The 22,592-nt window shown below is 69.8% G+C and carries 21 protein-coding genes; 10 read left to right on the top strand and 11 right to left on the bottom strand.

Annotated features, from left to right (window positions below; genetic code table 11):
* Window positions 1–111: 111 nt before the first annotated feature.
* Window positions 112–330: a hypothetical protein gene (locus WFH44_RS05615; RefSeq protein WP_336712370.1), complete on the bottom strand. Its 219-nt coding sequence runs from the start codon at window positions 328–330 to the stop codon at window positions 112–114.
* A 272-nt stretch (window positions 331–602) separates the two neighbouring features.
* On the opposite strand from WFH44_RS05615, the gene WFH44_RS05610 reads away from it, so the two are divergent.
* Complete coding sequence (locus WFH44_RS05610) at window positions 603–920, top strand: MmcQ/YjbR family DNA-binding protein (protein WP_336712369.1); 318 nt, start codon at window positions 603–605, stop codon at window positions 918–920.
* Between the two features lie 48 nt (window positions 921–968).
* Here WFH44_RS05610 and WFH44_RS05605 read toward each other — a convergent pair whose 3' ends face one another.
* Window positions 969–3,605, bottom strand: coding sequence for an MMPL family transporter (locus WFH44_RS05605; protein WP_336712368.1), 2,637 nt, complete (start codon window positions 3,603–3,605; stop codon window positions 969–971).
* 3 nt (window positions 3,606–3,608) lie between these two features.
* Window positions 3,609–4,256: a TetR/AcrR family transcriptional regulator gene (locus WFH44_RS05600; RefSeq protein ID WP_336712367.1), complete on the bottom strand. Its 648-nt coding sequence runs from the start codon at window positions 4,254–4,256 to the stop codon at window positions 3,609–3,611.
* Between the two features lie 182 nt (window positions 4,257–4,438).
* Between WFH44_RS05600 and WFH44_RS05595 the strand changes: the two genes are divergently transcribed.
* On the top strand, window positions 4,439–5,098 hold the full coding sequence (locus WFH44_RS05595; protein ID WP_336712366.1) for a hypothetical protein: 660 nt from the start codon (window positions 4,439–4,441) through the stop codon (window positions 5,096–5,098).
* A gap of 136 nt (window positions 5,099–5,234) precedes the next feature.
* On the opposite strand, the gene WFH44_RS05590 is transcribed toward WFH44_RS05595, so the two are convergent.
* A complete protein-coding gene (locus tag WFH44_RS05590; protein ID WP_336712365.1) occupies window positions 5,235–5,669 on the bottom strand; it encodes a hypothetical protein in 435 nt (144 codons plus the stop codon).
* A 90-nt stretch (window positions 5,670–5,759) separates the two neighbouring features.
* Between WFH44_RS05590 and WFH44_RS05585 the strand changes: the two genes are divergently transcribed.
* Window positions 5,760–6,425 carry a helix-turn-helix transcriptional regulator gene (locus WFH44_RS05585; RefSeq protein ID WP_336712363.1) on the top strand — a complete coding sequence of 222 codons (666 nt, stop codon included), beginning with the start codon at window positions 5,760–5,762 and terminating at the stop codon, window positions 6,423–6,425.
* Between the two features lie 68 nt (window positions 6,426–6,493).
* Here the strand turns inward: WFH44_RS05585 and WFH44_RS05580 are convergent, their stop codons facing one another.
* The 4 genes from WFH44_RS05580 to glgX are packed head-to-tail and all read right to left on the bottom strand — an operon-like array spanning window position 6,494 to window position 14,304.
* Window positions 6,494–8,011 (bottom strand): NAD(P)H-hydrate dehydratase, encoded by a 1,518-nt coding sequence (locus WFH44_RS05580; RefSeq protein WP_336712362.1) that lies wholly within the window; start codon window positions 8,009–8,011, stop codon window positions 6,494–6,496.
* Between the two features lie 52 nt (window positions 8,012–8,063).
* Window positions 8,064–9,818 (bottom strand): malto-oligosyltrehalose trehalohydrolase, encoded by a 1,755-nt coding sequence (gene treZ, locus WFH44_RS05575; RefSeq protein ID WP_336712360.1) that lies wholly within the window; start codon window positions 9,816–9,818, stop codon window positions 8,064–8,066.
* On the bottom strand, window positions 9,815–12,118 hold the full coding sequence (gene treY / locus WFH44_RS05570) for a malto-oligosyltrehalose synthase (RefSeq protein WP_336712358.1): 2,304 nt from the start codon (window positions 12,116–12,118) through the stop codon (window positions 9,815–9,817). Before treY ends, treZ begins: the two co-directional genes overlap by 4 nt.
* On the bottom strand, window positions 12,115–14,304 hold the full coding sequence (gene glgX, locus WFH44_RS05565; RefSeq protein ID WP_336712357.1) for a glycogen debranching protein GlgX: 2,190 nt from the start codon (window positions 14,302–14,304) through the stop codon (window positions 12,115–12,117). The genes treY and glgX overlap by 4 nt, the downstream gene beginning before the upstream one ends.
* Window positions 14,305–14,515: 211 nt before the next feature.
* Between glgX and WFH44_RS05560 the strand changes: the two genes are divergently transcribed.
* The 5 genes from WFH44_RS05560 to WFH44_RS05540 all read left to right on the top strand — a co-directional run bounded on the left by WFH44_RS05560 (window position 14,516) and on the right by WFH44_RS05540 (window position 18,051).
* Window positions 14,516–14,959, top strand: a complete 444-nt coding sequence (locus tag WFH44_RS05560) for a hypothetical protein (protein ID WP_336712355.1) — start codon at window positions 14,516–14,518, stop codon at window positions 14,957–14,959.
* A 57-nt stretch (window positions 14,960–15,016) separates the two neighbouring features.
* Window positions 15,017–15,406 (top strand): dihydrofolate reductase family protein, encoded by a 390-nt coding sequence (locus WFH44_RS05555; RefSeq protein WP_336712353.1) that lies wholly within the window; start codon window positions 15,017–15,019, stop codon window positions 15,404–15,406.
* Between the two features lie 61 nt (window positions 15,407–15,467).
* Complete coding sequence (locus tag WFH44_RS05550) at window positions 15,468–16,307, top strand: SDR family oxidoreductase (RefSeq protein ID WP_336712351.1); 840 nt, start codon at window positions 15,468–15,470, stop codon at window positions 16,305–16,307.
* Window positions 16,304–17,425 (top strand): serine/threonine-protein kinase, encoded by a 1,122-nt coding sequence (locus WFH44_RS05545; protein ID WP_336712350.1) that lies wholly within the window; start codon window positions 16,304–16,306, stop codon window positions 17,423–17,425. Before WFH44_RS05550 ends, WFH44_RS05545 begins: the two co-directional genes overlap by 4 nt.
* A 128-nt stretch (window positions 17,426–17,553) precedes the next feature.
* Window positions 17,554–18,051 carry a hypothetical protein gene (locus WFH44_RS05540; RefSeq protein WP_336712348.1) on the top strand — a complete coding sequence of 166 codons (498 nt, stop codon included), beginning with the start codon at window positions 17,554–17,556 and terminating at the stop codon, window positions 18,049–18,051.
* Between the two features lie 18 nt (window positions 18,052–18,069).
* Here the strand turns inward: WFH44_RS05540 and WFH44_RS05535 are convergent, their stop codons facing one another.
* The 3 genes from WFH44_RS05535 to glmS all read right to left on the bottom strand — a co-directional run bounded on the left by WFH44_RS05535 (window position 18,070) and on the right by glmS (window position 20,629).
* Window positions 18,070–18,243: a hypothetical protein gene (locus tag WFH44_RS05535; RefSeq protein ID WP_336712346.1), complete on the bottom strand. Its 174-nt coding sequence runs from the start codon at window positions 18,241–18,243 to the stop codon at window positions 18,070–18,072.
* Window positions 18,244–18,350: 107 nt separating this feature from the next.
* The gene (locus WFH44_RS05530; RefSeq protein WP_264795245.1) at window positions 18,351–18,701 is read right to left on the bottom strand and encodes a holo-ACP synthase; all 351 of its coding nucleotides are present in this window, start codon (window positions 18,699–18,701) and stop codon (window positions 18,351–18,353) included.
* Window positions 18,702–18,712: 11 nt separating this feature from the next.
* Window positions 18,713–20,629 carry a glutamine--fructose-6-phosphate transaminase (isomerizing) gene (gene glmS, locus WFH44_RS05525; RefSeq protein ID WP_336712345.1) on the bottom strand — a complete coding sequence of 639 codons (1,917 nt, stop codon included), beginning with the start codon at window positions 20,627–20,629 and terminating at the stop codon, window positions 18,713–18,715.
* A gap of 113 nt (window positions 20,630–20,742) precedes the next feature.
* Between glmS and coaA the strand changes: the two genes are divergently transcribed.
* Window positions 20,743–21,720, top strand: coding sequence for a type I pantothenate kinase (gene coaA / locus WFH44_RS05520; protein WP_442892872.1), 978 nt, complete (start codon window positions 20,743–20,745; stop codon window positions 21,718–21,720).
* A gap of 1 nt (window position 21,721) precedes the next feature.
* The gene (locus WFH44_RS05515) at window positions 21,722–22,585 is read left to right on the top strand and encodes a M15 family metallopeptidase (protein WP_336712344.1); all 864 of its coding nucleotides are present in this window, start codon (window positions 21,722–21,724) and stop codon (window positions 22,583–22,585) included.
* The last annotated feature ends 7 nt before the right edge of the window (window positions 22,586–22,592 follow it).

Here is a 22,592-nt window from a genome sequence, read left to right as displayed (position 1 = left end):
TCCATTCTTCCACCTGGCGCCCGCGCCGCCGTCCAGCCCGTCCGGCGATTGGGCGAAACCCGCGCCAGCGCGGCCTCTTCGAAGCCAGCGTCTGTGGAAGCGTCCGCGGAATCAGAGCGGGCCCAGGTCCCCGAGCACCCGGCGGATGGCCAGCTCATGCGCCACGGCGTTGAAGCGGTAGAGCGTTTCTCCGTGCGCGGCCCGGTAGTCGTTGCACTCTCGGAACAGTTCCTCGTTCACGCGCGCCTGAAGCTGCTCCAGCTCGATGCCCGTCAGGGCAGACAGGTCCTGCGGAAAGTCGTCCGACGGTTTCAGGGCGGAGAACGACATGCCCGGGTCCTTTCTGCAGCTGCCCCACTGCCTGCGGTTGCTGCCGGCAGGTTCCCCTCCACCCGCCGGACTACGACGTCTCCATTTGAACCCGCTTCTCCCCTGCCCGCAAGCCCCGGGAACCCCCTAAATTTGCCTGTGGGAGCCGGGATGCGGAGCCGAACTCCCGCGGGACTGCAGAACCAAGCTGCGGCCGCGGCGGGGCGGGCAGAGCCGCATTCCTTGCGCCCCTCCCGTCGACGCCGGATGCCGGGCATGCCAAGGTGGGAACCATGCCCACCGAGGACGACGTGCGCCGGATCTGCCTGGACCTGCCCGGTGTGACGGAGCGGCCCAGCTGGGGCCGGCCGGCCTGGTTCGCGCGCACCCTGATGGCGCGCATCTGGGAGCCCGGCGTGCTGACCGTCAAGACGGACGAGCGCGAGGCTCTCGCCGGCACCGCCCCGGAAACCTTCTTCTGGACGCCGCACCACGACCGGTCCCCCAACCTCGTCCTCGTCCGGCTGGACCGCGTCGCGGCGGACGAACTCGGCGAACTGCTCGACGAGTCCTACCGGATAGCAGGACCGCCCGGAAAAAGCCGGTCGTAGCGGCTTTTTCCGGGCGGTCCTGCAGGCAGCGGCCAGAGGCCGGCCGGGCTAGCGGACCCCGACGGGTTCCGGCTCGGGCGCGCGGGGCGCCGGCGCGGACAGCTTGGCCCCTTCCACGTCCACATCCGGCAGGATCTTCTCCAGCCACCGCGGCATCCACCAGACGGACTTGCCCAGCAGGTGCATCGCCGCCGGGATCAGCGTCATTCGCACCACGAACGCGTCCAGCAGCACCCCGAGCGCCAGCCCGAAACCGATCGGCCGGACCATGGTCAGGTGCGAGAAGACGAAGCCGGCGAAGACCGAGACCATGATGATCGCCGCGGCCGTGACCACCTTGGCGCCGTGGTTGAACCCGCTGACCACCGCGGCCCGGGCCTCCTCGCCGTGTGCGTAGGACTCGCGCATCCCGGAGACCAGGAACATCTGGTAGTCCATCGCCAGCCCGAAGAGCACGCCGATCAGGATCATCGGCAGGAAGCTCAGGATCGGGCCCGGATCATGCACGCCGAAGATGCTGGACAGCCAGCCCCACTGGTAGATCGCCACCACGGCGCCGAAGCTGGCCGCGAGCGAGAGCAGGAATCCGGCGGTCGCCAGCAGCGGCACCAGGATGGAGCGGAACACCAGCAGCAGCAGGATCAGCGACAGCCCGATCACGATCGTCAGGTACACCGGCATCGCGTCGGCGAGCTTGTCGGACACGTCGATCTGCATGGCGGGCTGCCCGGTGACGGAAATTCCGACGCCGGTGTTCGCCTCGATCTCGTCGGCCTGGGCCCGCAGGTTGTGGACGAGGTCCTCGGTGCTCTCGGCTGCCGGCCCCTCCTCCGGGATGACCTGCAGCGCGGCGGTGCGGCCGTCGTCGCTGGTCCCGAACGGCACCGCCGCGGTCACGAAGTCCAGGGCCCGCAGTTCCCGGGATACCTGCAGCAGCTTCTCGTCGGCCTCGCTCCCCTGCAGCCCGGCCGGCAGGTCTGCCACGACCACCAGCGGACCGTTGATGCCCTCGCCGAAGCTGTCGCCGAGCTGGGTGTACGCGCGGTAGGCGGTGGAATCCGCCGGCTCCGAGCTGCCGTCGGGCAGCCCCAGCCGCAGCTGCGTGGCCGGCACCGCCATCACGCCGAGCAGCGCCACGCCGGCCACCAGGGCCAGCCAGGGCCGGCGCGTAACGACCCGCGCCCAGCTCCGCTTGGGGTCGTTCACGGACGCGGCATCCGCCGTCGTTATTGCCGCGGTGCCCACGTCGGGACCGGACATGCCCGCCCTGGCCCACGCCCGCTTCGAGAGAATGCGCTTGCCGATCACGGCGAGCATCGCCGGGGTCAGGGTGAGGGCAACGACGACGGCGACGGCCACCGTCGCGGCGCCGGCCAGGCCGAGCACGGTCAGGAACGGGATGCCGGGCACGGCGAGCGCCGCGAGCGCGATAATGACGGTCAGGCCGGCAAACAGCACGGCGTTGCCGGACGTGCCGGTGGCGCGGCCGATGGATTCCTCCAGCGGCATGCCGGCCAGCAGCTGGGTCCGGTGCCGGTTGACGATGAACAGCGAGTAGTCGATGCCCACGGCCAGGCCGAGCATCAGCGCCAGCACCGGCGAGATGGAGCTCATTTCGACGACGCCCGAGAGCGCGATCGTGCCGCCGACGCCCACGCCGACGCCGACGACGGCCATGAGCAGCGGCAGGCCGGCGGCGATCAGCGTGCCGAGCATGATGACCAGCACGGCGGCCGCGACGGTGATGCCGATGATCTCGGCGGCGCCGAACAGCTGCGAGATGTCTTCGACGATGTCCTTGCTGTACTCGGCGTGCAATCCACTGGCGAGCGCCGACTCGGTCATCTCCTGGACGGCCTCGCGGTCCTCCTTGGCGACCTCCATCATCGACTTCTCGAACTGGACCTGCATGACGGCGACGCTGCCGGTGTCGCTGACGAAGCGCACGCCCTCGGAGGACTGCTGCTGCAGCTTCGCGGCCTGCAGGTCGGCGACGCCGGACTCGTACTCGGAGCGGCCTTCCCTAAGCTGCTGCCCGGCGTCCTCCAGCTTGGCCTCGGCCGCCTCGAGCTGGGCCTTCTGCGGCTCCAGCTGCGCGCGCTGGGCCTCCAGCTGGGCGCGGATCTGGGCGGCCATGGCGGGCTGTCCCGCGGCGTCGGCCTGGGCGGCCTGCGCCTCGGCGGCCTGCAGCTGCCCTTCGGCCGCGGCCAGCTGCGCCTTTCCGGGCTCGAGCTGCTCCCGTCCGGCCTCCAGGTCAGCCCGGCCCTGGTCCAGCTGGGCCTTGGCCTCGTCGAGCCGGGCCTGGCCGTCCTCGATCTTCTGCGGCGCGTCATCCAGCGCGGACTGGAGCTCGAACGGGTCCGTCGCGCTCTTGACCGCGTCGAGTTCGCCGAGGTCCTTGGCCAGTTGGGCTACCGCGTCACGCTGCTCCTTGCTGAACTTCCCGCCGTCGTCCGTGCTGAACACAATGGTGCCCAGCCCGCCCGCGGCATCCGGAAGGCTGTCCTGCAGCTCGTCGAGCACCTGCTGGGACGGAGTGCCGGGGATGGAAAAGGTGTTGGAGAGCGTGCCGGCGAAGGCCGCCACGGAACCGCCGATGGCCACCATCACCGCCAGCCAGGCCGAGATGAACCACCAGCGTTTGCGGGCGGCGAGTTTGCCGAGCGAATACAGCAGAGAAGCCATGGTCTAGGAGTCCTTGGGATCGTGGTTGATGCCGTTGATGTTGAAGCCGCTGCGGAGCAGGCCGATGCTCTCCAGCAGGTGGTTGTGGAATGACTGGGGGTCCGGATTGCGCCCGGCGGCGGAGTCGGCGGCCGTCCGCATCGCGGCCTTGGCGCACGCAACCAGCGACCCGGCGAGCGCGCGGACCAGCAGCTCGCCGGCGGCCGCGCCGAGCCTGACGGTCAGCCCGTCTTCGAGCTTCTGCTGGGCGCTGTTCCACAGCTGCAGCTGCATGCGCTCCAGCTGCGGGCTGTCTTCGGTCATGGCATAGACCTCGCACAGCACCGCCATCTGCTCGCGGCTCATGTCGCCGCCGAGGGTCGCCATGACCGCGTCCACGATCGGCTCGTCCGCCGGGCGTTCGTCCAGCCGGCTGAACGCCGCGTCGAGGAACTCCTCGATCGGCCGGGCCACCGCCGCCTCGATGGAGGGGAAGTAGTTGAAGAAGGTGCGGCGGGAGACGCCGGCCGCATCGGCCAGGGCGTCCACGGTGAAGCCGCCGGGCCCCTGTTCGCGGGCCAGTTTCAGGGCCGCGGCGGAAATCGCGTTCCGGGTGGCCTGCTTGTTCAATTCGCGGCGGCTCGGTGAAGCCGCCGAAGTCGTTTCCTGCACCCGACAACTCTAGGGCCGAACTTGCACTCAATGCAAACTTGCCCGGCATGCAATAGCTCACTGCGCGCGGCTGCAGCCGACTGGGGCGCCCCGGAGGGTTCATCCCGTGCCGCCCTTGCCTGCCGGGGCACCATGGAGTGCACTGGGAGCCATGCGGTTCTTGTGCTGGATGCGGACATCGGATGCCCGCTGACGCCTTTCGGGGAGACAATGACGACGACGCGGGCCTCCGGTGTCCGCCCGCGGACTGGTTTGTGCTGCTGGAGCGCGTCACGGTGGAGATCGCCGCGCTGCTCGACAATCGGCGCACCTGGCGGGACATGCATGCCCGAGGCGCGGCCCTCGAATCGGAGGCGCCCGCCGGGACGGACACGTCCTGGCTGGCCCAGCTCTACTACCGGGACGCGGCGCTCGGCATCCGCCGGATGGTCGACGGCGACCGCCGGACCGGCTCGTTCAAGCGGCTGCTGCAGAAGATGGCCGAGGAGCCCAAGTTCCTGGACGAGGAATGGTTCCTCGGCGGCAGTACCGGAGCGCGCCGCGCGGACCTGGCCGCGGCTTTCAGGGAACAGGCGGACCCCCTGCGCTTCGGCCACCTGAACCCGGCCGTCCCGCGCGCTGACCTCGCCGCACTCTCCGGCCGGACCGCGGGAATCAAATGCTGGGTGGACCAGCACATCACCCACGCACAGCTGGATCCGCACTCGACCCAGCCGCCGCCGTCGGACATTGACGCGGCCCTGGACCTGCTCGCCGCACTGCTCGGGAAGTACACGTTCCTGCTCCGACCGGACACCCAGACCGCTGCGTCCGATGAGGAAGCTCCCGCACCGCCAAGCTGAGGCAGGATTTCGCCCCGGCCACCCGCCCCAACCCCGCCCTTCCGGCCGCACAGCCGAAGACCGCCGGGCGGCGCAGTCCCCCTCTGCGGCCGCCCGGCGGTCGGCATAGTGATTGCAGCGGCCGGCAGGTCCGCCGTTACTTGCTGATCATTCCGTCCGGATGGCGGGACTCGGCCGTGGCCAGCCGGTTCAGGGCCAGCGCGCCGACGAGCAGGCCGAAGTCGCGCAGGGCCACGTCGAAGAAGCCAGGCAGGACGAGCAGGTTGATGATGATGCCGAGGAGCCAGGCCGCCACGACGAGCGAGCCGATGCGCGGCCGCCAGGCGACGAGGATGCCGGCGAGGATCTCGACCACGCCCACCCCGTACATGAACTGCTGGGCGGTGACCGGGACGACCTGGGTAGCGACCGGTGCGAGGTACTGGGTCCAATCGGTGAGCAGGTTCGCGAATTTGTCGAGGCCGAAGAGAATCGGCGCGATGGTGAAGACCGTGCGGAGGAGCAGGAAGGCCTGGCGGACCGGGCTGTGTACGCCCGTGCGGGTGGCAGTGCTGGGCTGGTGGGTGACCATGACCAATCCTTTCTAAAAGTAGTGGTAATTAACTTTAGAAAGCCCGGCCTGTTACGTCAATGGTTCTTGTTTTTAGAGTAGGATTTTTCCATGGGACACCGCAGCCATCCGGATGCCGTCACGGCCATCGCGGCCCTGGCGGACACCTCCCGACGTTCCGTGTACGAGTTCGTCCTCTCCGCGGCCGCCCCGGTGAGCCGGGACGACGTCGCCGGCGCCCTCGGTATGGTCCGCGGCACGGCAGCCTTCAACCTGGACCGGCTGGCCCGCGAAGAACTGCTCACCGTCAGCTACCGGCGGCTGACCGGGCGCAGCGGCCCGGGCTCGGGCCGGCCCACCAAGCTCTACGCCCCCACCGTCCGCGAGGTCTCGGTCAGTCTGCCCCAGCGGCACTATGACCTGGCCGCCGAGCTGCTGGCAGCAGCCGTGGACGAATCGGCCCGGACCGGAGAGCCCGTGCAGGAGACCCTCAGCCATGCGGCCGCACAGGCCGGGCGGGCCATCGGCGCCGAGGGCGGGCTGGAGGACGCCCTGGCGCGCTACGGGTACCAGCCGGTGCGCGAAGAAGACGGCAGCATCATCATGCGCAACTGCCCGTTCCACCGGATTTCGAAGACCCACACCGCGACGGTCTGCGGCATGAACCTCGACCTGCTGGCCGCCGCCACCGAAGTGTCGGGGCAGAGCGGCTGCACGGCCGTCCTGGACCCGGCCCCCGGCCGCTGCTGCGTCCGCATCCTCCCGCCGACGGACTGAGCGCGGCGGGTAAACCGCTCAAAACAGGCGTTGAAAAACCGGGCGCCGGCGGCTTGGCGGACTCCGGCTCAGCCCCGCAGCAGAGCGCGGATTGTCTCCGGCAGGGCCCGGCTGATGTCCGAGGCGGTGATGGGTCCTCCCGCGGAGGCCTCGGTGCCCGCGAGCCCGTGGACGGCGGCGGCCATGGCGGCGATGCCGGCGGTGTGGTCCGGCGGTTCGATGCCGGCGGCATCCAGGTCAGCCCGGTCCACCGTGGCCGCGAGTGCGCCGAGGATGCCGGCCAGTGTGTCCCCGGAGCCGGCCGTGGCCATCCAGGGCGTTGCGTTGTCCTGGCTGAAGAGCGTGCCGGAGGGTGAGGCGATGACCGTCGCCGCGCCCTTGAGCAGGACGGTCGCCCCGGTCAGGCCGGCGGCGAGTGCGGCAAATTCCGACGGCGAGGCCTCCACCTGCTCGCGCGCCACCTCGACGTCCTGGCGGGCGAGGATCCGGACCAGCTCGCCGGCGTGGGGCGTCAGCACCACCTGCGGCCCCAGCTCGCCGGGCAGCTCGTCCAGCGCGCTGGCGTCCGCGACCACGGGCAGGCCGGAGGCGAGCGCATCCAGCACGCGCTGCGCCTGTTCCTTGTCCGTCCCGGTTCCCGGTCCCACAAGCCACGCCTGCACCCGGCTGTCCGCAACCGAGTCCGAACTGCTGCACACCGCCTCCGGCGTGGAGGCATTCACCAGCCTGCAAACGTCCCGGGGGCCCAGGTAGCGGACCATGCCCACCCCGGTGGCCGCGGCCGCCTGCGTGCACAGCAGCGCGGCGCCCGGGTACTGCTCCGAGCCGGCGACGATGCCAAGCACTCCTCGCGTGTACTTGTGCGAATCGCGCCCGGGCACGGGCCAGAGCCCGCGCAGATCCGACGGCTCCAGCCGCCGGAGCGCCGGCTGCGGCAGGTGCGGGCCGAGACCGATGTCGATCGTTTCCACGCTGCCGGCGGCACCGGCCGCCGGACCGGTGAGCAGGCCGGCCTTGGTTCCGCCGAAGGTGACCGTGAGGTCGGCGCGGAGCACCGGTTCGAACAGCTCGCCCGTGTCCGCCGAGGTGCCGCTGGGCAGGTCGCAGGCGACCACGAGCGGGACTCCGGCCTCGGCGATTGCGCGGACCAGGCCGGCTGCGGGGCCGCGCAGGCCTCCGGCCGCACCGGTGCCGAGGATTCCGTCCACCAGCATGTCGGCCCCTGCACAGAGCGAGGCCAGGTCCGCGGTGTTCTCCTCCCGCAGCTGAACGGCCAGACCCCCGGCCGCGGTGAAGACGGCCAGGGCCTCGGGATGGCAGCGCGCGGAGGTGAGCACCGCCGTCGTCCGCACTCCCCTGCGGGCCACCGCGGCCGCGGCAAAGAGGGCGTCCCCGCCGTTGTTGCCGCTGCCGGCGAGGACCACCAGGCGCGCACCGGAGACCCTGCCCCGGCGCGCGCGCAGTGCCCGCAGCACGGATACCGCCAGGCCGTGCGCCGCCCGGGCCATCAGGGCCGGGCCCTCGCCGGCGTCCAGCAGCGGCCGCTCGGCCTCGCGGACCTGCGCACCGGTCCAGGCGCGGATCATGCCCGGCCTCCACTCGAATGGATGCCCCGTCCGCCCGTGCCCGGCCGGCCCGTCACGCGGTGCCTTCGCCCTGCCGCCGCAGCACCGCCGCGGACTTGCCCGGCAGCGTCAGCGCGCCGTCCAGCTTCACGTCCGGGTCCGTCGCGAGGAGCAGCCGTCCCGGCCTCGCCTCGATCCGGCGCTCGTCCTCCGCGAAGTTGAACGCCACCGTGACGCGGCCGCGGCGCAGCAGCAGCCAGCGGCGGTCCTCGTCAAAGTCCACGGCGACCGCCCGCAGGTCCGGGTTGGTCAGCTCCGGCTCCTGGCGCCGCAGCCGGATGAGCTCCCGGTACAGCTGCAGCAGGCGGCCATGGTCTCCGTCCTCGACCTCGGACCAGAGCAGCTTCGAGTTGGTGAACGTGCTCTCGTCCTGCGGGTCCGGCACGGTGTCCGGGTCCCAGCCCATCCGTTCGAACTCGCGGAGCCGGCCCTTCGAGGTGGCCTCCCCGAGCTCCGGTTCGGGGTGCGAAGTGAAGAACTGCCACGGCGTCGACGCGGCGAACTCCTCCCCCATGAACAGCATGGGCGTGAACGGCGAGGTCAGGTTCAGCACCGCCGCCAGCGCCAGCGAGCCGTAGTCCAGCGTCGCGGAGAGCCGGTCCCCCGCGGCGCGGTTGCCGATCTGGTCGTGGTTCTGCGTGCAGACCACCAGCTGCCGCGCGGTCACGTGCTCCTTGTCGATGGGCCGCCCGTGGTGGCGGTGCCGGAACGAGGAGTAGCTGCCGTCGTGGAAGAACCCGCCGGTCAGCACCTTGGCCAGCGCGGCGAGGGAGTCGAAGTCCGCGTAGTAGCCGGAGGTCTCGCCGGTCAGGTTCACGTGCACGGCGTGGTGGAAGTCGTCGCTCCACTGTCCGTCGAGGCCGAGGCCGTTGCGTGTGCGGGGCTCGATCATCCGTGGGTTGTTCAGGTCCGACTCGGCGACCAGGAACAGCGGCTTGCCCAGTTCCGCCGCGCAGGCGTCCGTGGCTGCGGAGAGCTCTTCGAGGATGTGGACGGCCCGCTCGTCGTGCAGGGCATGCACCGCGTCCAGGCGCAGGCCGTCCACGTGGAAGTCGCGGAACCACATCAGCGCATTGTCCACGATGTACCGCCGGACCTCGTCCGATTCCGGCCCGTCCAGGTTGATCGAGTCGCCCCACGGGTTGGAGCCGGCGGCGGCGAAGTAGGGGCCGAACTGCGGCAGGTAGTTGCCGCTGGGACCCAGGTGGTTGTACACCACGTCCTGGATCACGCCGATCCCCTGCCGGTGCGCCGCGTCCACAAAGCGCTGGTAGGCGGCCGGACCGCCGTAGCTTTCCTGGACCGTGTACCAGAGCACGCCGTCATAGCCCCAGTTGTGGGTGCCGTTGAAGGCGTTGACCGGCAGCAGCTCAACATAGTCCACGCCGAGCCCGGCGAGGTAGTCCAGCTTTGCCGCCGCCGCATCCAGCGTGCCCTCGGGCGTGAAGGTCCCCACATGCAGCTCGTAGATCACCCCGCCGCTGAGCCCCGGCGAACGCCAGCCAGCGTCCGTCCAGGAGTGCTGCGCCGGGTCGAAGGTCCGCGAGAGGCCGTGGACGCCGTCCGGCTGGCGGCGCGAGCGGGGATCGGCGACCGGCTTGTCCGCGCCGTCGATCCGGTAGCCGTAATCCACCTCCCCGGCGGGAACGGCGGCATCCTCCGGCAGCCGCCACCAGCCGCCGTCCGCGCGCTCCATGGCGTACGGCCGGTCGGCGGCGACCAGCTCCAGCGATTCGGCCCGCGGGGCCCAGACGTCGAAGCGGCTCATGCTTCCTCCTCCCGGACCAGCAGCGCCACCGGCAGGTTCCCGAAGACCTCGGCGGCCGGCACGGTCCCAGTGCTCTTGTACCAGAGTCCGGTCAGCTCATCGCGGTAGCGTCCCGGCGGAAGGACGACGGCGGTGTCCCGCCACCCGCCCGCCCGTCGCAGTCCCAGCGGCAACCGGGTGGCGAGCGTGACCGCGCCGCCCCGGTCGAAGGCGAAGACGTGGTCCGCGGCCGGCCCGGTGGCCGGGACGGCGCGGTACCCGGTGAAGAGCTCCTGCCGGTCCCGGCGCAGCTGCAGCGCGCGGGAGACCACCAGCATCTTGGCCGCCGCCCCCTCGTCCACGGCCGGCAGGGCCCCGGATTCCTGGTCCTCGAGCGACTGCTGCCGCGCGGCGAAGTCAACCGGCCGGCGGTTGTCCGGATCCACCAGCGAGTGGTCCCAGAATTCGGTGCCCTGGTAGACATCCGGCACGCCCGGCATGGTCAACTGGACGAGCTTGGCGGCCAGCGAGTTGCTCCAGCCGGCGCCGCGCAGCTTTCCGGCCAGGTCCTCCAGGATCGTACGGACCGCGGCGTTGTCGAAGGCCGCGTCCACGGCCGCGTGGAGGCGCCGTTCGAAGTCCTCGTCGGGCCGCACCCACGTGGTGGAATTGCCCGCCTCGCGCGAGGCCTTCTCGGCGTAGGCATGGGCCCGCTCACGGCTCAGCGGCCAGGCCCCTAGCAGCGCCTGCCAGAGCAGGTCCGCCAGCGGCAGGTCGCCGATGGGCGCGGCCTCCTCGAGCCGGGTCAGCGCCGCCGCCCATTCCCCGGGCAGCTCGGAGAGCACGCTGATCCGGGCACGCGTGTCCTCGCTGCGCTTGGTGTCATGCGTGGACAGCGCGGTCATGGCGAGCGGGGCGTGCAGTTCGCGCCGGAGCAGCCGCTGGTGCAGCTCGATCGGTTCCAGCGAGAAGATGGACGGATCGGCGCCGACTTCGTTGAGCGAGGTCAGCCGCGGGTAGCGGTAGAACGCGGTGTCTTCCACGCCCTTGGCCATCACCATTCCCGAGGTCTGCTGGAACCGCACGGCCAGCTCGGTCAGCCCGTCCTGCGGCGAGAGCAAACCCTGCAGGGCGGCGATGGTCGGCGCCAGATCCGGCCGGCGGACCTGGGCCGCGATGGCGGCCTCCTCCAGGTACTCCGCGCCGTCCGGCAGGTAGCTGCGGTAGACAGGGAAGCACGTCAACAGCTCGGCCAGCGCGTCCTCCGCCGCATCCTCGGCCAGGTCCGCCTCCGCAGGAATCAGCCTGACCAGGCGCAGCACCTCGGAGCGGAGCATGCCGTCCGTGATGGCGCGTTTGGTCCCGTGGATCATTTCGGCGAAGGGTTCCGCGGGCGCGGCCGCTTCCAGTTCCGCCCGGCCGGCCGGATCGGCAAAGAGCCGGTCCACATCCGCGAGCGCGTCGTAGCCGGTGGTGCCCTGGCACTGCCAGCGGTCCGGCAGCCGCTCCCCCGGCTCGAGGATCTTCTCCACGAGCACGTAGGCGCCGCCGGTCAGCCGGTGCAGGTTCTCCAGGTATCCCGCCGGGTCGGCCAGCCCGTCCGGGTGGTCGATCCGCAATCCGTCCACCAGCGACTCGTCGAACCAGCGCCGGACCTCGGCGTGCGATTCCTCGAACACCCACGGCACTTCCACCCGCACGCCGGCGAGCGTGTTGACGCCGAAGAACCGGCGGTAGTTCAGCTCCGCGTCGGCCCGGCGCCAGTTGACCAGCTCGTAGTGCTGGCGATCATGGACCTCGCGGGCCGAGGCGCCGTCCTCCGCCGTGCCCGCCGCGAGCGGGAAGCGGTGGTCGTAGTAGTGCAGTTCGCCCCCGAACAGCTTGAGCTCGTCCAGCTGCGCGTCGCCGTCGCCCAGGACCGGAATCCGGATCCGGCCGCCGGCGGCGTCCCAGTCCACGTCGAAGGCCTCGGCATAGCGCGAGCCGCGGCCCTCGGCCAGCAGGGACCACCACCAGCGGTTCTGCGCCGGCGTGGCGACACCCATGTGGTTGGGCACGATGTCCACCAGCACGCCCATGCCCGCGGCGTGCGCGGCGTCCGAGAGCGCTTTCAGGCCCTCGGCGCCGCCGCGCGCCGGATCCACCGTGGAGAAGTCCGTGACGTCGTAGCCGTGGTCCGAGCCCCGTTCCGCGGTGAGGATCGGCGAAAGGTAGACCCAGTCCGCCCCCAGCCGCCGCAGGTAGGGAACCCGTTCCGCCGCGTCGAACAGCGTGAACGACGGGCTGATCTGCAGCCGGTAGGTGGACAGCGGCGTCCTCATGCGGTGTCCTTCCGGCCGCCCTTTTCGTCAGCCAGGACCGCCAGCGAAGCGGCCACCGAGTGATCCGGTTCCTCCGGCGGCGGGGTGTGGGCCCGCAGCACCACCATGGACTTGGCCTGGACCGAGATCTTCTGTCCGGCCGAGACCGGCTCCGAGTCCGCGTATTCGCCGCCGGTGTCGATGACCTCGTCCCACTTCGCCGAATAGTCCTTCGAAGGCAGCTCAAAGTCCACCGCCACGTCGTCCGCGTTGAAGTAGATCAGGAAATTCACGTCCGTGATCGCCTGGCCGCGGTCGTCTCGGCCCCGGATGCCCTGGCCGTTCAGGAAGACGCCGATGAACCGCCCGATCGGCGAATCCCAGTCCTCCGGCTCCATCGGCGTGCCGTCCTGGGTCAGCCACGCGATGTCCGGCAGGGCCTCGCCCTGGCCGCGCCGCACCGGCCGGCCGTCGAAGAAGCGGCGGCGGCGGAAGATCGGGTGCTCGGACCGCAGCCGGTTCACCGCGGCGACGAACTCGAGCAGCGGCTGGTCCACCTTGCCCCAGTCGATCCAGGACAGCTCCGAGTCCTGGCAGTACACGTTGTTGTTGCCCTGCTGGGTCCGCCCGAGCTCGTCGCCGTGGGCGATCATCGGCACGCCCTGGCTCAGCAGCAGCGTGGCGAGGAAGTTGCGCTGCTGCCGCGCCCGCAGCGCCAGCACGTTCGGATCGTCCGTGGGCCCCTCCGCGCCGCAGTTCCACGAGCGGTTGTGGGACTCGCCGTCGTTATTGTCTTCCCCGTTGGCGTCGTTGTGCTTCTCGTTGTAGGACACCAGGTCCCGCAGGGTGAAGCCGTCATGCGCGGTGACGAAGTTGATCGACGCGACCGGGCGCCGGCCGGAGTCCTCGTACAGGTCCGAGGAGCCGGTGATCCGGGACGCGAACTCGCCCAGCGTCGCAGGTTCGCCGCGCCAGAAGTCGCGCACCGTATCGCGGTACTTGCCGTTCCATTCCGTCCACAGGGGCGGGAAGTTGCCCACCTGGTAGCCGCCGGGGCCGATGTCCCACGGCTCGGCGATCAGCTTGGTCTGCGACACCACCGGGTCCTGCTGGCAGAGTTCGAAGAAGGTGGACAGCCGGTCCACGTCGTAGAACTCCCGGGCCAGGGTGGACGCCAGGTCGAAGCGGAAGCCGTCCACGTGCATCTCGGTGGCCCAGTACCGCAGCGAGTCCATCAGCAGCTGCAGCGCATGCGGGTGGCGCACGTTCAGCGAGTTGCCGGTGCCCGTGTAGTCCATGTAGTACTGCTGCTCGTCCTCCATCAGGCGGTAGTAGGCCTGGTTGTCGATGCCGCGGAAGGACAGGGTGGGACCCAGGTGGTTGCCCTCGGCCGTGTGGTTGTAGACCACGTCCAGGATGACCTCGATGCCGGCCAGGTGCAGCTCGCGCACCATCGCCTTGAACTCCTGCACCTGCTGCCCGGCATCGCCGGTGGAGCTGTAGGTGTTCTGCGGAGCGAAGAAGCCGATGGTGTTATAGCCCCAGTAGTTGGACAGGCCCTTGTCCTGCAGCGTGCTGTCGTTGACGAATTGGTGCACCGGCATCAGCTCGATCGCCGTGACGCCCAGCTTCTGCAGGTGCGCGATCACCGAAGGGTGGGCCACGCCGGCGTACGTGCCGCGCTGCTCCTCCGGCACGTCCGGGTGCAGCTCGGTCAGGCCCTTCACGTGCGCCTCGTAGATTACCGAGCGGTGGTACGGCGTGCGCGGCTTGCGGTCACCGTCCCAGTCGAAGAAGGGGCTGACCACCACGCCGAGCATCATGTGCTCCGCGGAGTCCTCGTCGTTGCGCGAGTCCGGGTCGCCGAAGTTGTAGCCGAACAGCGGCTGCGCCCAGTCGATCTCGCCGCTGACCGCCTTCGCATACGGGTCCAGCAGCAGCTTGTTCACGTTGCAGCGCACGCCACTGCCCGGGTCGTACGGGCCGTCGATCCGGTAGCCGTACTTCTGCCCGGGCAGGATCTGCGGCAGGTAGGCGTGCCAGACGTAGCCGTCCACCTCCCGCAGCGGCACCTGCGTCTCCGTGCCGTCGTCGTCGAACAGGCAAAGGTAGACGGCGTCGGCCACTTCGCTGAAGATCGCGAAGTTGGTGCCGTTGCCGTCATAAGTGGCTCCGAGCGGATAGGCGTCTCCGGGCCATGCTTCCATCAACTGCTCCTGACATTTGGGGATTGTCTGTTCCTTTCTTACCCCATCCGGGTGACACTTTCGTGTAATCCGCCTAACGCGTAACACGTACGACGCCGGCCTGCCGCCCGCCGTCGTACGCTCCCGTCCGCACCGGTGCAGCCTTGCGGACTCGCCCCGGCCGGAGCACACTCAAGCCAGGCGGCAGGAGCCGCGCAGGGGGTGGACGACGATGGCACGACGCGTGCGGCCCGGCAGGCAGGCGTGTTTGGCGGCCGCCGCAGCCATGCTCCTCGCCGGCTGCCAGGCCACGCCGAGTCCGGACGTCATTGACGAGTCGCGCGCCGATTCCTCCGCGCCGGACGACTTCAGGAACCGGGCGGCACTGCCGCTGTGCCCGGACGTGATCCTCGACCAGGGGAAGCAGCTCGGGCCCGAAGCCATCGCATGCCTCGAACGGGGGTATGCAGGGAACGGCGCTGAGCTCGCCGTGGCTTCGCCCACCGTCGAGGGCGACATGGTGGTGCGCCATGTACGGGTCACCCGGCATGGCCCGTCGCTGCAGATCTACCACGACGCCACCCGCGACAAATTCGGCAGCGGAGAGTGGACGGCGGCGTCCTGTCCCCTCCCCCAGGGGCAGGACAGCATCGCGGCATGCCTGGGCGTGGCGTGATCGATGCGAGGGACCGGACCGCCGCTACACCAAGCGCATCCCAAGAGAGGAGGAAGCATGGCCAGCCTGAAATATTCCGCCACCATGTCGTTGGACGGCTACATCGCGGACGGGAACGGCAGCATCGACTGGACCGCTCCGGATGAGGAGGTGCACGCGTTCCTCAACGACATCGAGCGGACGATGGGAACCTACCTGCTGGGCCGCCGGATGCACGAGGTCTTGTCCGTATGGGACACATTGGCCGCGGATCCGGGGCTGGAGGACGTGGAGCGGGATTTTGCGAAGCAGTGGCTGGAGAAGGACAAGATCGTCTACTCCTCCACACTCGAGTCCGTGACGACGTCGAGAACTCCGCTACGCCGTGCGTCGCTGACCGCAGCCTTCCCGGGTCATTCCGCGACCGGTCTCCCGTTTCATGCAGACAACACCCCGCACGGACAGTAAGGTTGCTTACGTTGTCGGCGAGCCGGGCCGGCACATCTGTCGTCCATGGGAGGGAACACAAATGGGCCAGCCAGCGCAGCAACAGGAAGTTCCGGGCGAGCAGTCGAAAATGACCCCGGTGCCTGACTGCGGGGAGAACAGCTACCGCGGCACGGGCAGGCTCAAGGGCAAAGCGGCCGTCATCACCGACGGTGACAGCGGCATCGGACGGGCCGTAGCCATCGCCTTCGCCCGTGAGGGCGCCGACGTCCTCATTTCCTATCTCAATGAGGACGAGGACGCCCAGGGCACGGCCAGCCTCGTCGAGCAGGCCGGCCAGCGGGCCGTGCTGGTCCGCGGCGACCTGGATACGGCGGAGCAGTGCCGCAAGGTCATCGACACCGCGGTCAGCGAGTTCGGCAAGATCGACATCCTGGTCAGCAACGCCGCCTACCAGATGACCCACCAGTCGCTGGACGAGATCAGCGACGAAGAATGGGACTACACCTTCAGGGTCAACATCGGGGCCATGTTCCATCTGGTCAAAGCCGCACTCCCGCACATGGCGCCGGGATCATCAATCATCGGCAGTTCTTCGGTGAATTCGGACATGCCCAATCCCACCCTGGCCCCCTACGCTGCCACCAAGGCCGCCATCGCCAACTTCTCCGCGAGCCTGGCCCAGATGCTCGGCGAAAAGGGCATCCGGGTCAACAGTGTGGCCCCCGGGCCCATCTGGACGCCTCTGATCCCGTCCACCATGCCGCCGGAAAAGGTCGAAGCGTTCGGGCAGGATACGCCGCTGGGGCGCGCGGGCCAGCCGGCGGAACTGGCGCCAACCTATGTCCTGCTGGCCTCCGATGAGGGAAGCTACATCTCCGGGGCCCGCATCGCGGTCACCGGAGGCCGGCCCATCCTGTGACACGCATCCCGCTTGTGGATGCGGCTCCGCCGATGACCCTGGGCGGCCGCTACAAGCTGCAGGGACTGGTCGGCCGGGGCGGGTCTGCGTCTGTGTACCGGGGCGTCGACGAGGTGCTGGGCCGGGCCGTCGCGGTGAAAGTGTTCCGGCCCGATGCCGGCCACGACGACGAGCTTCGTCGGCAGCAGGCGGAAGTCCGCCTGCTGGCTGGGTTCAACCATCCCGGGCTCGTCGCCGTTTACGACGCCGGCAGGGAAGCCACTCCTGCGGGCGGGTCCTGCTCTTTCGTCGTCATGGAACTGGCACAGGGTTGCGACCTGCAGCACCGCCTCAGGCAGGGGCCGCTGCCGGCAGGAGACGTAGCAAGGATCGGCACCGACCTGGCGGGCGCGCTGCGCTATGTCCACGAACGGGGCGTGATCCACCGGGACCTGAAGCCGGGCAATGTCATGCTCAGCTACGACGAGGACACCGGCGAGGCCGGGGCCAAGCTCACGGACTTCGGCATCGCGCGGGTGATCGCAGGCACCCGGCTTACCGCGACGGGGAAAACCGTGGGTACCGCGACGTATCTCAGCCCCGAACAGGCCAAGGGCGAGGCACTGGGGACCTCCAGTGACATCTACTCCCTGGGACTGGTCCTGCTTGAGTGCCTGACCGGCCAGGTCGAGTTCCCGGGAACTCCGGTCGAATCCGCAGTCGCCCGGCTGCAGCGCGCGCCGGTGGTCCCGCCTGCGCTGCCTTCGACCTGGCGGCAGTTGCTCTCCGGCATGACGGCCATGGACCCTGCCGCCAGACCGGACGCGGCGGAAGTCGAAGCGGTGCTGGCGGCGATGCAGGGCGAAGACGGGCTGCCCGCGCCAGCCGGGATCAAGCGACATCGACCCACCGTCGCCCTGCCCGCCCGCAAACCGAACAGGCCTGCACGTTTCCGGGTCCGCGGCATGCATCTTCTCTGGCTGGCCGCCGCGCTGCTCCTGCTCGCCGGTGCAGTCACAGCCATCCTGGTGGCCTCGGCAGGCGGGACGGCACCGCCGGCCGCCCCGGCGCCGTCCCCGTCCTTGACCGGAAGCTTGGAAGACCACATGCGTGAACTGGAACGGCACCTCGTCCCGTGAAAGCCCTACGACGCCGCGGCCGAGCTGCCGCTTGCCTTACTGCGCTTGCCCTGTCCGCCGTAACTGCCTGCGCTGCGCCGCCCGCCCTGACGGACGCGGCGGCCATCACCTTGCAGAAGCAGGCCGCCGTGGTTCGTGCCGCGGCCGCAGCCGGGGACTACCGGAAAGCGGCGGAGGAACTGGACGGACTTGCCGATGAACTGTCACGGGCGGCCGGCCAGGGAGACGTCTCGTTCTCCCGCTACCAAGCCATCGATGCTGCGATCAGGCAGCTGGGCGAGGACCTCCGGGCAGAACAAGCGGCCGCGTCGCCGACATCGCCCGCGCCTTCGCCCGGCAACGAGCCGGCCGGCGTGAAATCGGAGACAGCAGCCGAAGAGAGCCCTCCCGTGCCTGCACCCGCCGCCCCCACACCCGCCCCCATTGCTCCGGCTCCCGGCCCGGAGGACAACAACGCCGGCTCCGGTACAACTGAGAATCCCGGCGTTACCCCCCGAAAGGGCCGCAGCAACGGGTCCACGGGCAACGGCAATGCGCCGGCCACCGGCAACGGGCAGGACAACGGCAACAACAACAACGGCAACGGCCACGGACACGGAAAGGGCACGAACCAGGGCAAGAACTAGCCCCGTTCTAGCGGGACGTCAGCCCTGGATCGCCGGAGGGACTACCAGCACCCGGTGCTGTCCCTCGCAGAGGTAGACCGCCAGGGTGCCTTCCGGCACCGGGCCCTCTGCCTCCCATTGGCTTTCGTCGAGCGCCTGCAGGGCCTGGCCGCACTGCGGACAGACGGGCGTGCCGCTGGTTCCAACAGTCATGATGCTCCTTCGATGAGTCAGGACGGCTGGCCCCAACTTACCGGCTCCAGGCTGGAGCGCACAGGTGCGGGCCGCCAACAGGGCTGCCGGCGGCCCGCACCGGGGTGCTACTTCTCGGCGATCGCCATCGCGGTCGCGAGGTCGCCGTCGTGGCTCATGGACAGGTGCCAGTACTTCACGCCCTTGGCCTCGGACGCCGCCGCGACGGTCCCGGTGAATTCGGGATACGGGTCTCCCCCGCCGTCGACCCGGATGGTGCAGTCCTGCCAGTTCATGCCGACCGGAGCGCCGATGGCCTTGGCGATCGCCTCCTTGGCCGCGAAGCGCGCGGCCAAGGAGCGGGTGTTGAGCTTCCGCTCCTCGGGCGTGAACAGGCGGTCCCGCAGTCCGGGCGTGCGCTCCAGCTGCGCCCGGAAGCGGGACACCTCGACGACGTCGACGCCGATCCCGACGATCATTTGGCCTTCGCTTACTCGACGGTGACGGACTTGGCGAGGTTGCGCGGCTGGTCGACGTCGTAGCCCTTGGCCGTGGCCAGTTCACAGGCGAAGATCTGCAGCGGCACGGTGGCCAGCAGGGGCGCGAGCAGGGTCGGCGTCTCCGGGATGTAGAAGACGTGCTCGGCGTAGGCCTTGACCGCCTCGTCGCCCTGTTCGGCGATCACGATGGTGTTGGCGCCGCGGGCCCGGATCTCTTGGATGTTGGAGACGACCTTGGAGTGCAGCGAGTGCCGGCCGCGCGGGGACGGCACAACGACGAACACCGGCTGGCCCTCTTCGATCAGCGCGATCGGGCCGTGCTTGAGCTCGCCGGCGGCGAAGCCCTCGGCGTGGATGTAGGCCAGCTCCTTGAGCTTCAGCGCGCCTTCCATCGCGACCGGGAAGCCGACGTGGCGGCCCAGGAACAGCACGGACTTGGTCTCGGCCATCTCGCGGGCGAGCTTCTTGATCTGGTCCGCATTGTCGAGGACGGACTGGATCTTCGCCGGGATCGCGCCCAGGTCGGAGAGGATGTCGCGGATCTCGCCCTGGAACTTGATGCCGCGCAGCTGCGCCAGGTACAGGCCCAGCAGGTAGGCGGCGGTGATCTGCGCCAGGAACGCCTTGGTGGAGGCGACGGCGATTTCCGGGCCGGCGTGCGTGTAGAGCACGGCGTCGGACTCGCGCGGGATGGTGGAGCCGTTGGTGTTGCAGATCGCCAGCGTCTTGGCGCCCTGCTCCTTCGCGTAGCGCACGGCCATCAGGGTGTCCATGGTCTCGCCGGACTGCGAGATGGACACGATCAGGGTGTTCGCGTCCACGATCGGGTCCCGGTAGCGGAACTCGTGGCTCAGCTCGACCTCGGTCGGGATCCGGACCCAGTGCTCGATCGCGTACTTGGCCACCTGCCCGGCGTAGGCGGAGGTGCCGCAGGCCAGGACGATGATCTTGTTGACGTTCTTCAGCAGCTCCGGGTCGATCCGGATTTCGTCCAGCGTCAGCCGGCCGGCCGCGTCCGCACGGCCCAGCAGCGTGTCGCCGACGGCGGCGGGCTGGTCATTGATTTCCTTCTCCATGAAGGAGGGGTAGCCGCCCTTTTCCGCGGCGGCAGCGTCCCAGTTGACCTCGAACTCGGTGCCCTGCGCCGGGTTGCCGTGGAAGTCGGTGATCTCGAAGCTGTCCGGGGTGATCGTGACGATCTGGTCCTGGCCCAGCTCCACCGCGCGGCGGGTGAAGTCGATGAACCCGGACACGTCCGAGCCCAGGAAGTTCTCGTTCTCGCCCAGGCCGACCACCAGCGGGGAGTTGCGGCGGGCGGCGACGACGACGTCCGGCTGCTCGCGGTGGATGGCCAGCAGGGTGAACGCGCCCTCCAGCTTCTGGCAGGCCAGCTGCATCGCCTTGGCCAGCGACGGCTCGCCCTTGGCGGCCAGCGAGCGGTAGATGTCGCCCAGCAGCACCGCGGCGACCTCGGTGTCCGTCTCCGAGCGGAAGGTGTGGCCCTTGGCCACCAGGGACGCCTTGATCTCGGCGAAGTTCTCGATGATGCCGTTGTGGATCACGGCCAGCTGGTCATCGTCGGCCAGGTGCGGGTGCGCGTTCTGGTCCGTCGGCCCGCCGTGCGTGGCCCAGCGGGTGTGGCCGATGCCGGTCAGCGACTGCGGCAGCGGCCGCTCCTCGAGCTCCTCGATGAGGTTGCTCAGCTTGCCGGACTTCTTGCGGGACTCGATGCCGCCGTCCGCGATAACCGCCACGCCGGCGGAGTCATAGCCGCGGTACTCCAGGCGGCGTAGCCCCTCCAGCACCACGTCCAGGGCGCCGTGGCTGTCAATACCGGGGGCCAGATCCGAGCCGCCATCGGCGACCAGAACGTCGCGGCGGCCTACATAACCTACGATTCCACACATGGCACCAAGCCTACCTGCTGCCGCCGCCACCCACGCGGGAGGCCTGCGCGCACGGGCGCCGCGCCGCCGTCGTCGTTTTGGGTAATGCCCCGGCCAGCAGGCACAATTCTTAGGTGATTGATGACGCACCGAAGGCAGCGCCGTCGAACGGTGAGAGCAACGTCACACCCTTCGTCGAGCTGGACCGCCAGACCTGGTCGCGCCTCTCGAACGAGATCGAGCAGCCGCTGAACCACGACGACGTCGAACGGCTCCGCGGCCTCGGCGAACAGCTGGACATGAACGAGGTCCGCGAGGTCTACCTGCCGCTGTCCCGGCTGCTCAACCTCTACGTCGGCGCGGCCGGAGAGCTGCACAAGGCCACCACCACCTTCCTCGGCGAGCAGACCCGGCGCGTGCCCTTCGTCATCGGCGTCGCCGGTTCCGTGGCGGTCGGCAAGTCCACCACCGCCCGCGTGCTGCGCGAGATGCTGCGCCGCTGGGAGGGCACGCCGAACGTGGAGCTGGTGACCACCGACGGCTTCCTCTACCCGAACGAGGAGCTCCTCCGCCGCGGCCTGATGGAGCGCAAGGGTTTCCCCGAGTCGTACAACCGCCGCGCGCTGCTCCGCTTCGTCAGCGAGGTCAAGTCCGGCGCCGAGGAAGTCCGCGCTCCGTACTACTCGCACCTGACCTACAACATCGTGCCGGGCAGGGAGATCGTGGTCCGCCGGCCGGACGTGCTGATCGTCGAGGGCCTGAACGTGCTGCAGCCGGCGCGGCCCCGCGCGGACGGCCGGTCCGGCCTGGCCCTGAGCGACTTCTTCGACTTCTCCATTTACGTTGACGCGAAGACCTCCTTCATCGAAGAGTGGTATGTGACGCGTTTCCAGAAACTGCGCAGCTCCGCCTTCGCCGATCCCGAGTCCTACTTCCACCGCTACGCCTCGCTCACGGACGAGGAGGCGCGCGAGACCGCGCTGGGCATCTGGCACCGGATCAACGAGCCCAACCTCGAGCAGAACGTGCTGCCCACCCGCGGCCGGGCGCAGCTGGTGCTGACCAAGGACGCGGACCATTCGGTCCGCCGGATGCTGCTGCGGAAGACCTGAGATGAATACTGCCAAGCCCGTGCTCCTCGCCGCCGCCCTGCTCGGGTTGGCCGGCCTGATGGCGGGCTGCGCCCCCGGCGAGCCGCCCTCCCCCGGTGAAAGTACGACGGCGGTGTCCCCCGGCGGCGCATCCGCCTCGCCTTCCGCCTCTGCCGGCGGCTCCCCCTCGCAGGGAACCGGGCCCGCAACCAGAAGCCCGGAACCGGCGGAGACCTCCGCGTCGGCATCGCCGACGGGGGCGGAAACCGAAGAACCTCAGGCCCAGGGCGGGCACGACGACCCGGCGCGCATCGACGTCGTCGTTAATAAGCAGCGCCCACTGGAGCCGCTGGATTACTTCCCCGCCGACCTGGCCACCCCCGCGCTCACCCCAGGGCCCGGCGGGGACGACGCACAGCTGCGCGCCGCCGCGGCCAAGGCCGCCGAGCGGATGTTCGCCGCCGCGGCCGCCGACGGCGCCCCGATGACCGTGCTCAGCGGCTTCCGCTCCTACGAGACCCAGGTCGCGACCTACCAGCACTGGGTCGACGTGAACGGGAAGGCCGGCGCGGACCGCGTCTCGGCCCGGCCAGGCTTCTCCGAGCACCAGACCGGGCTGTCCATGGACATCGGCGATGCCTCTGGCTCCTGCCGCCTCGAGGCCTGCTTCGCCGACACCCCCGCCGGCGCCTGGGCGGCGCAGAACGCGCACCGCTTCGGCTTCGTGGTCCGCTACCAGCCCGGCCAGGAATCCGTCACCGGTTACTCCGCCGAGCCGTGGCACCTGCGCTACATCGGGACCAAGGACGCCGGCGCCATGTTCAGCAGCGGCGCGAAGACGCTGGAAACCTACTACGGCCTGCCCGCCGCACCGGATTACCGCTGACCCGTTC

This window comes from Arthrobacter sp. USHLN218 (assembly GCF_037144715.1).
Lineage (GTDB): Bacteria > Actinomycetota > Actinomycetes > Actinomycetales > Micrococcaceae > Crystallibacter.
The sequence above is the reverse complement of the archived record's forward strand: the minus strand, read 5'-3'. Positions and strand labels throughout refer to the sequence as shown.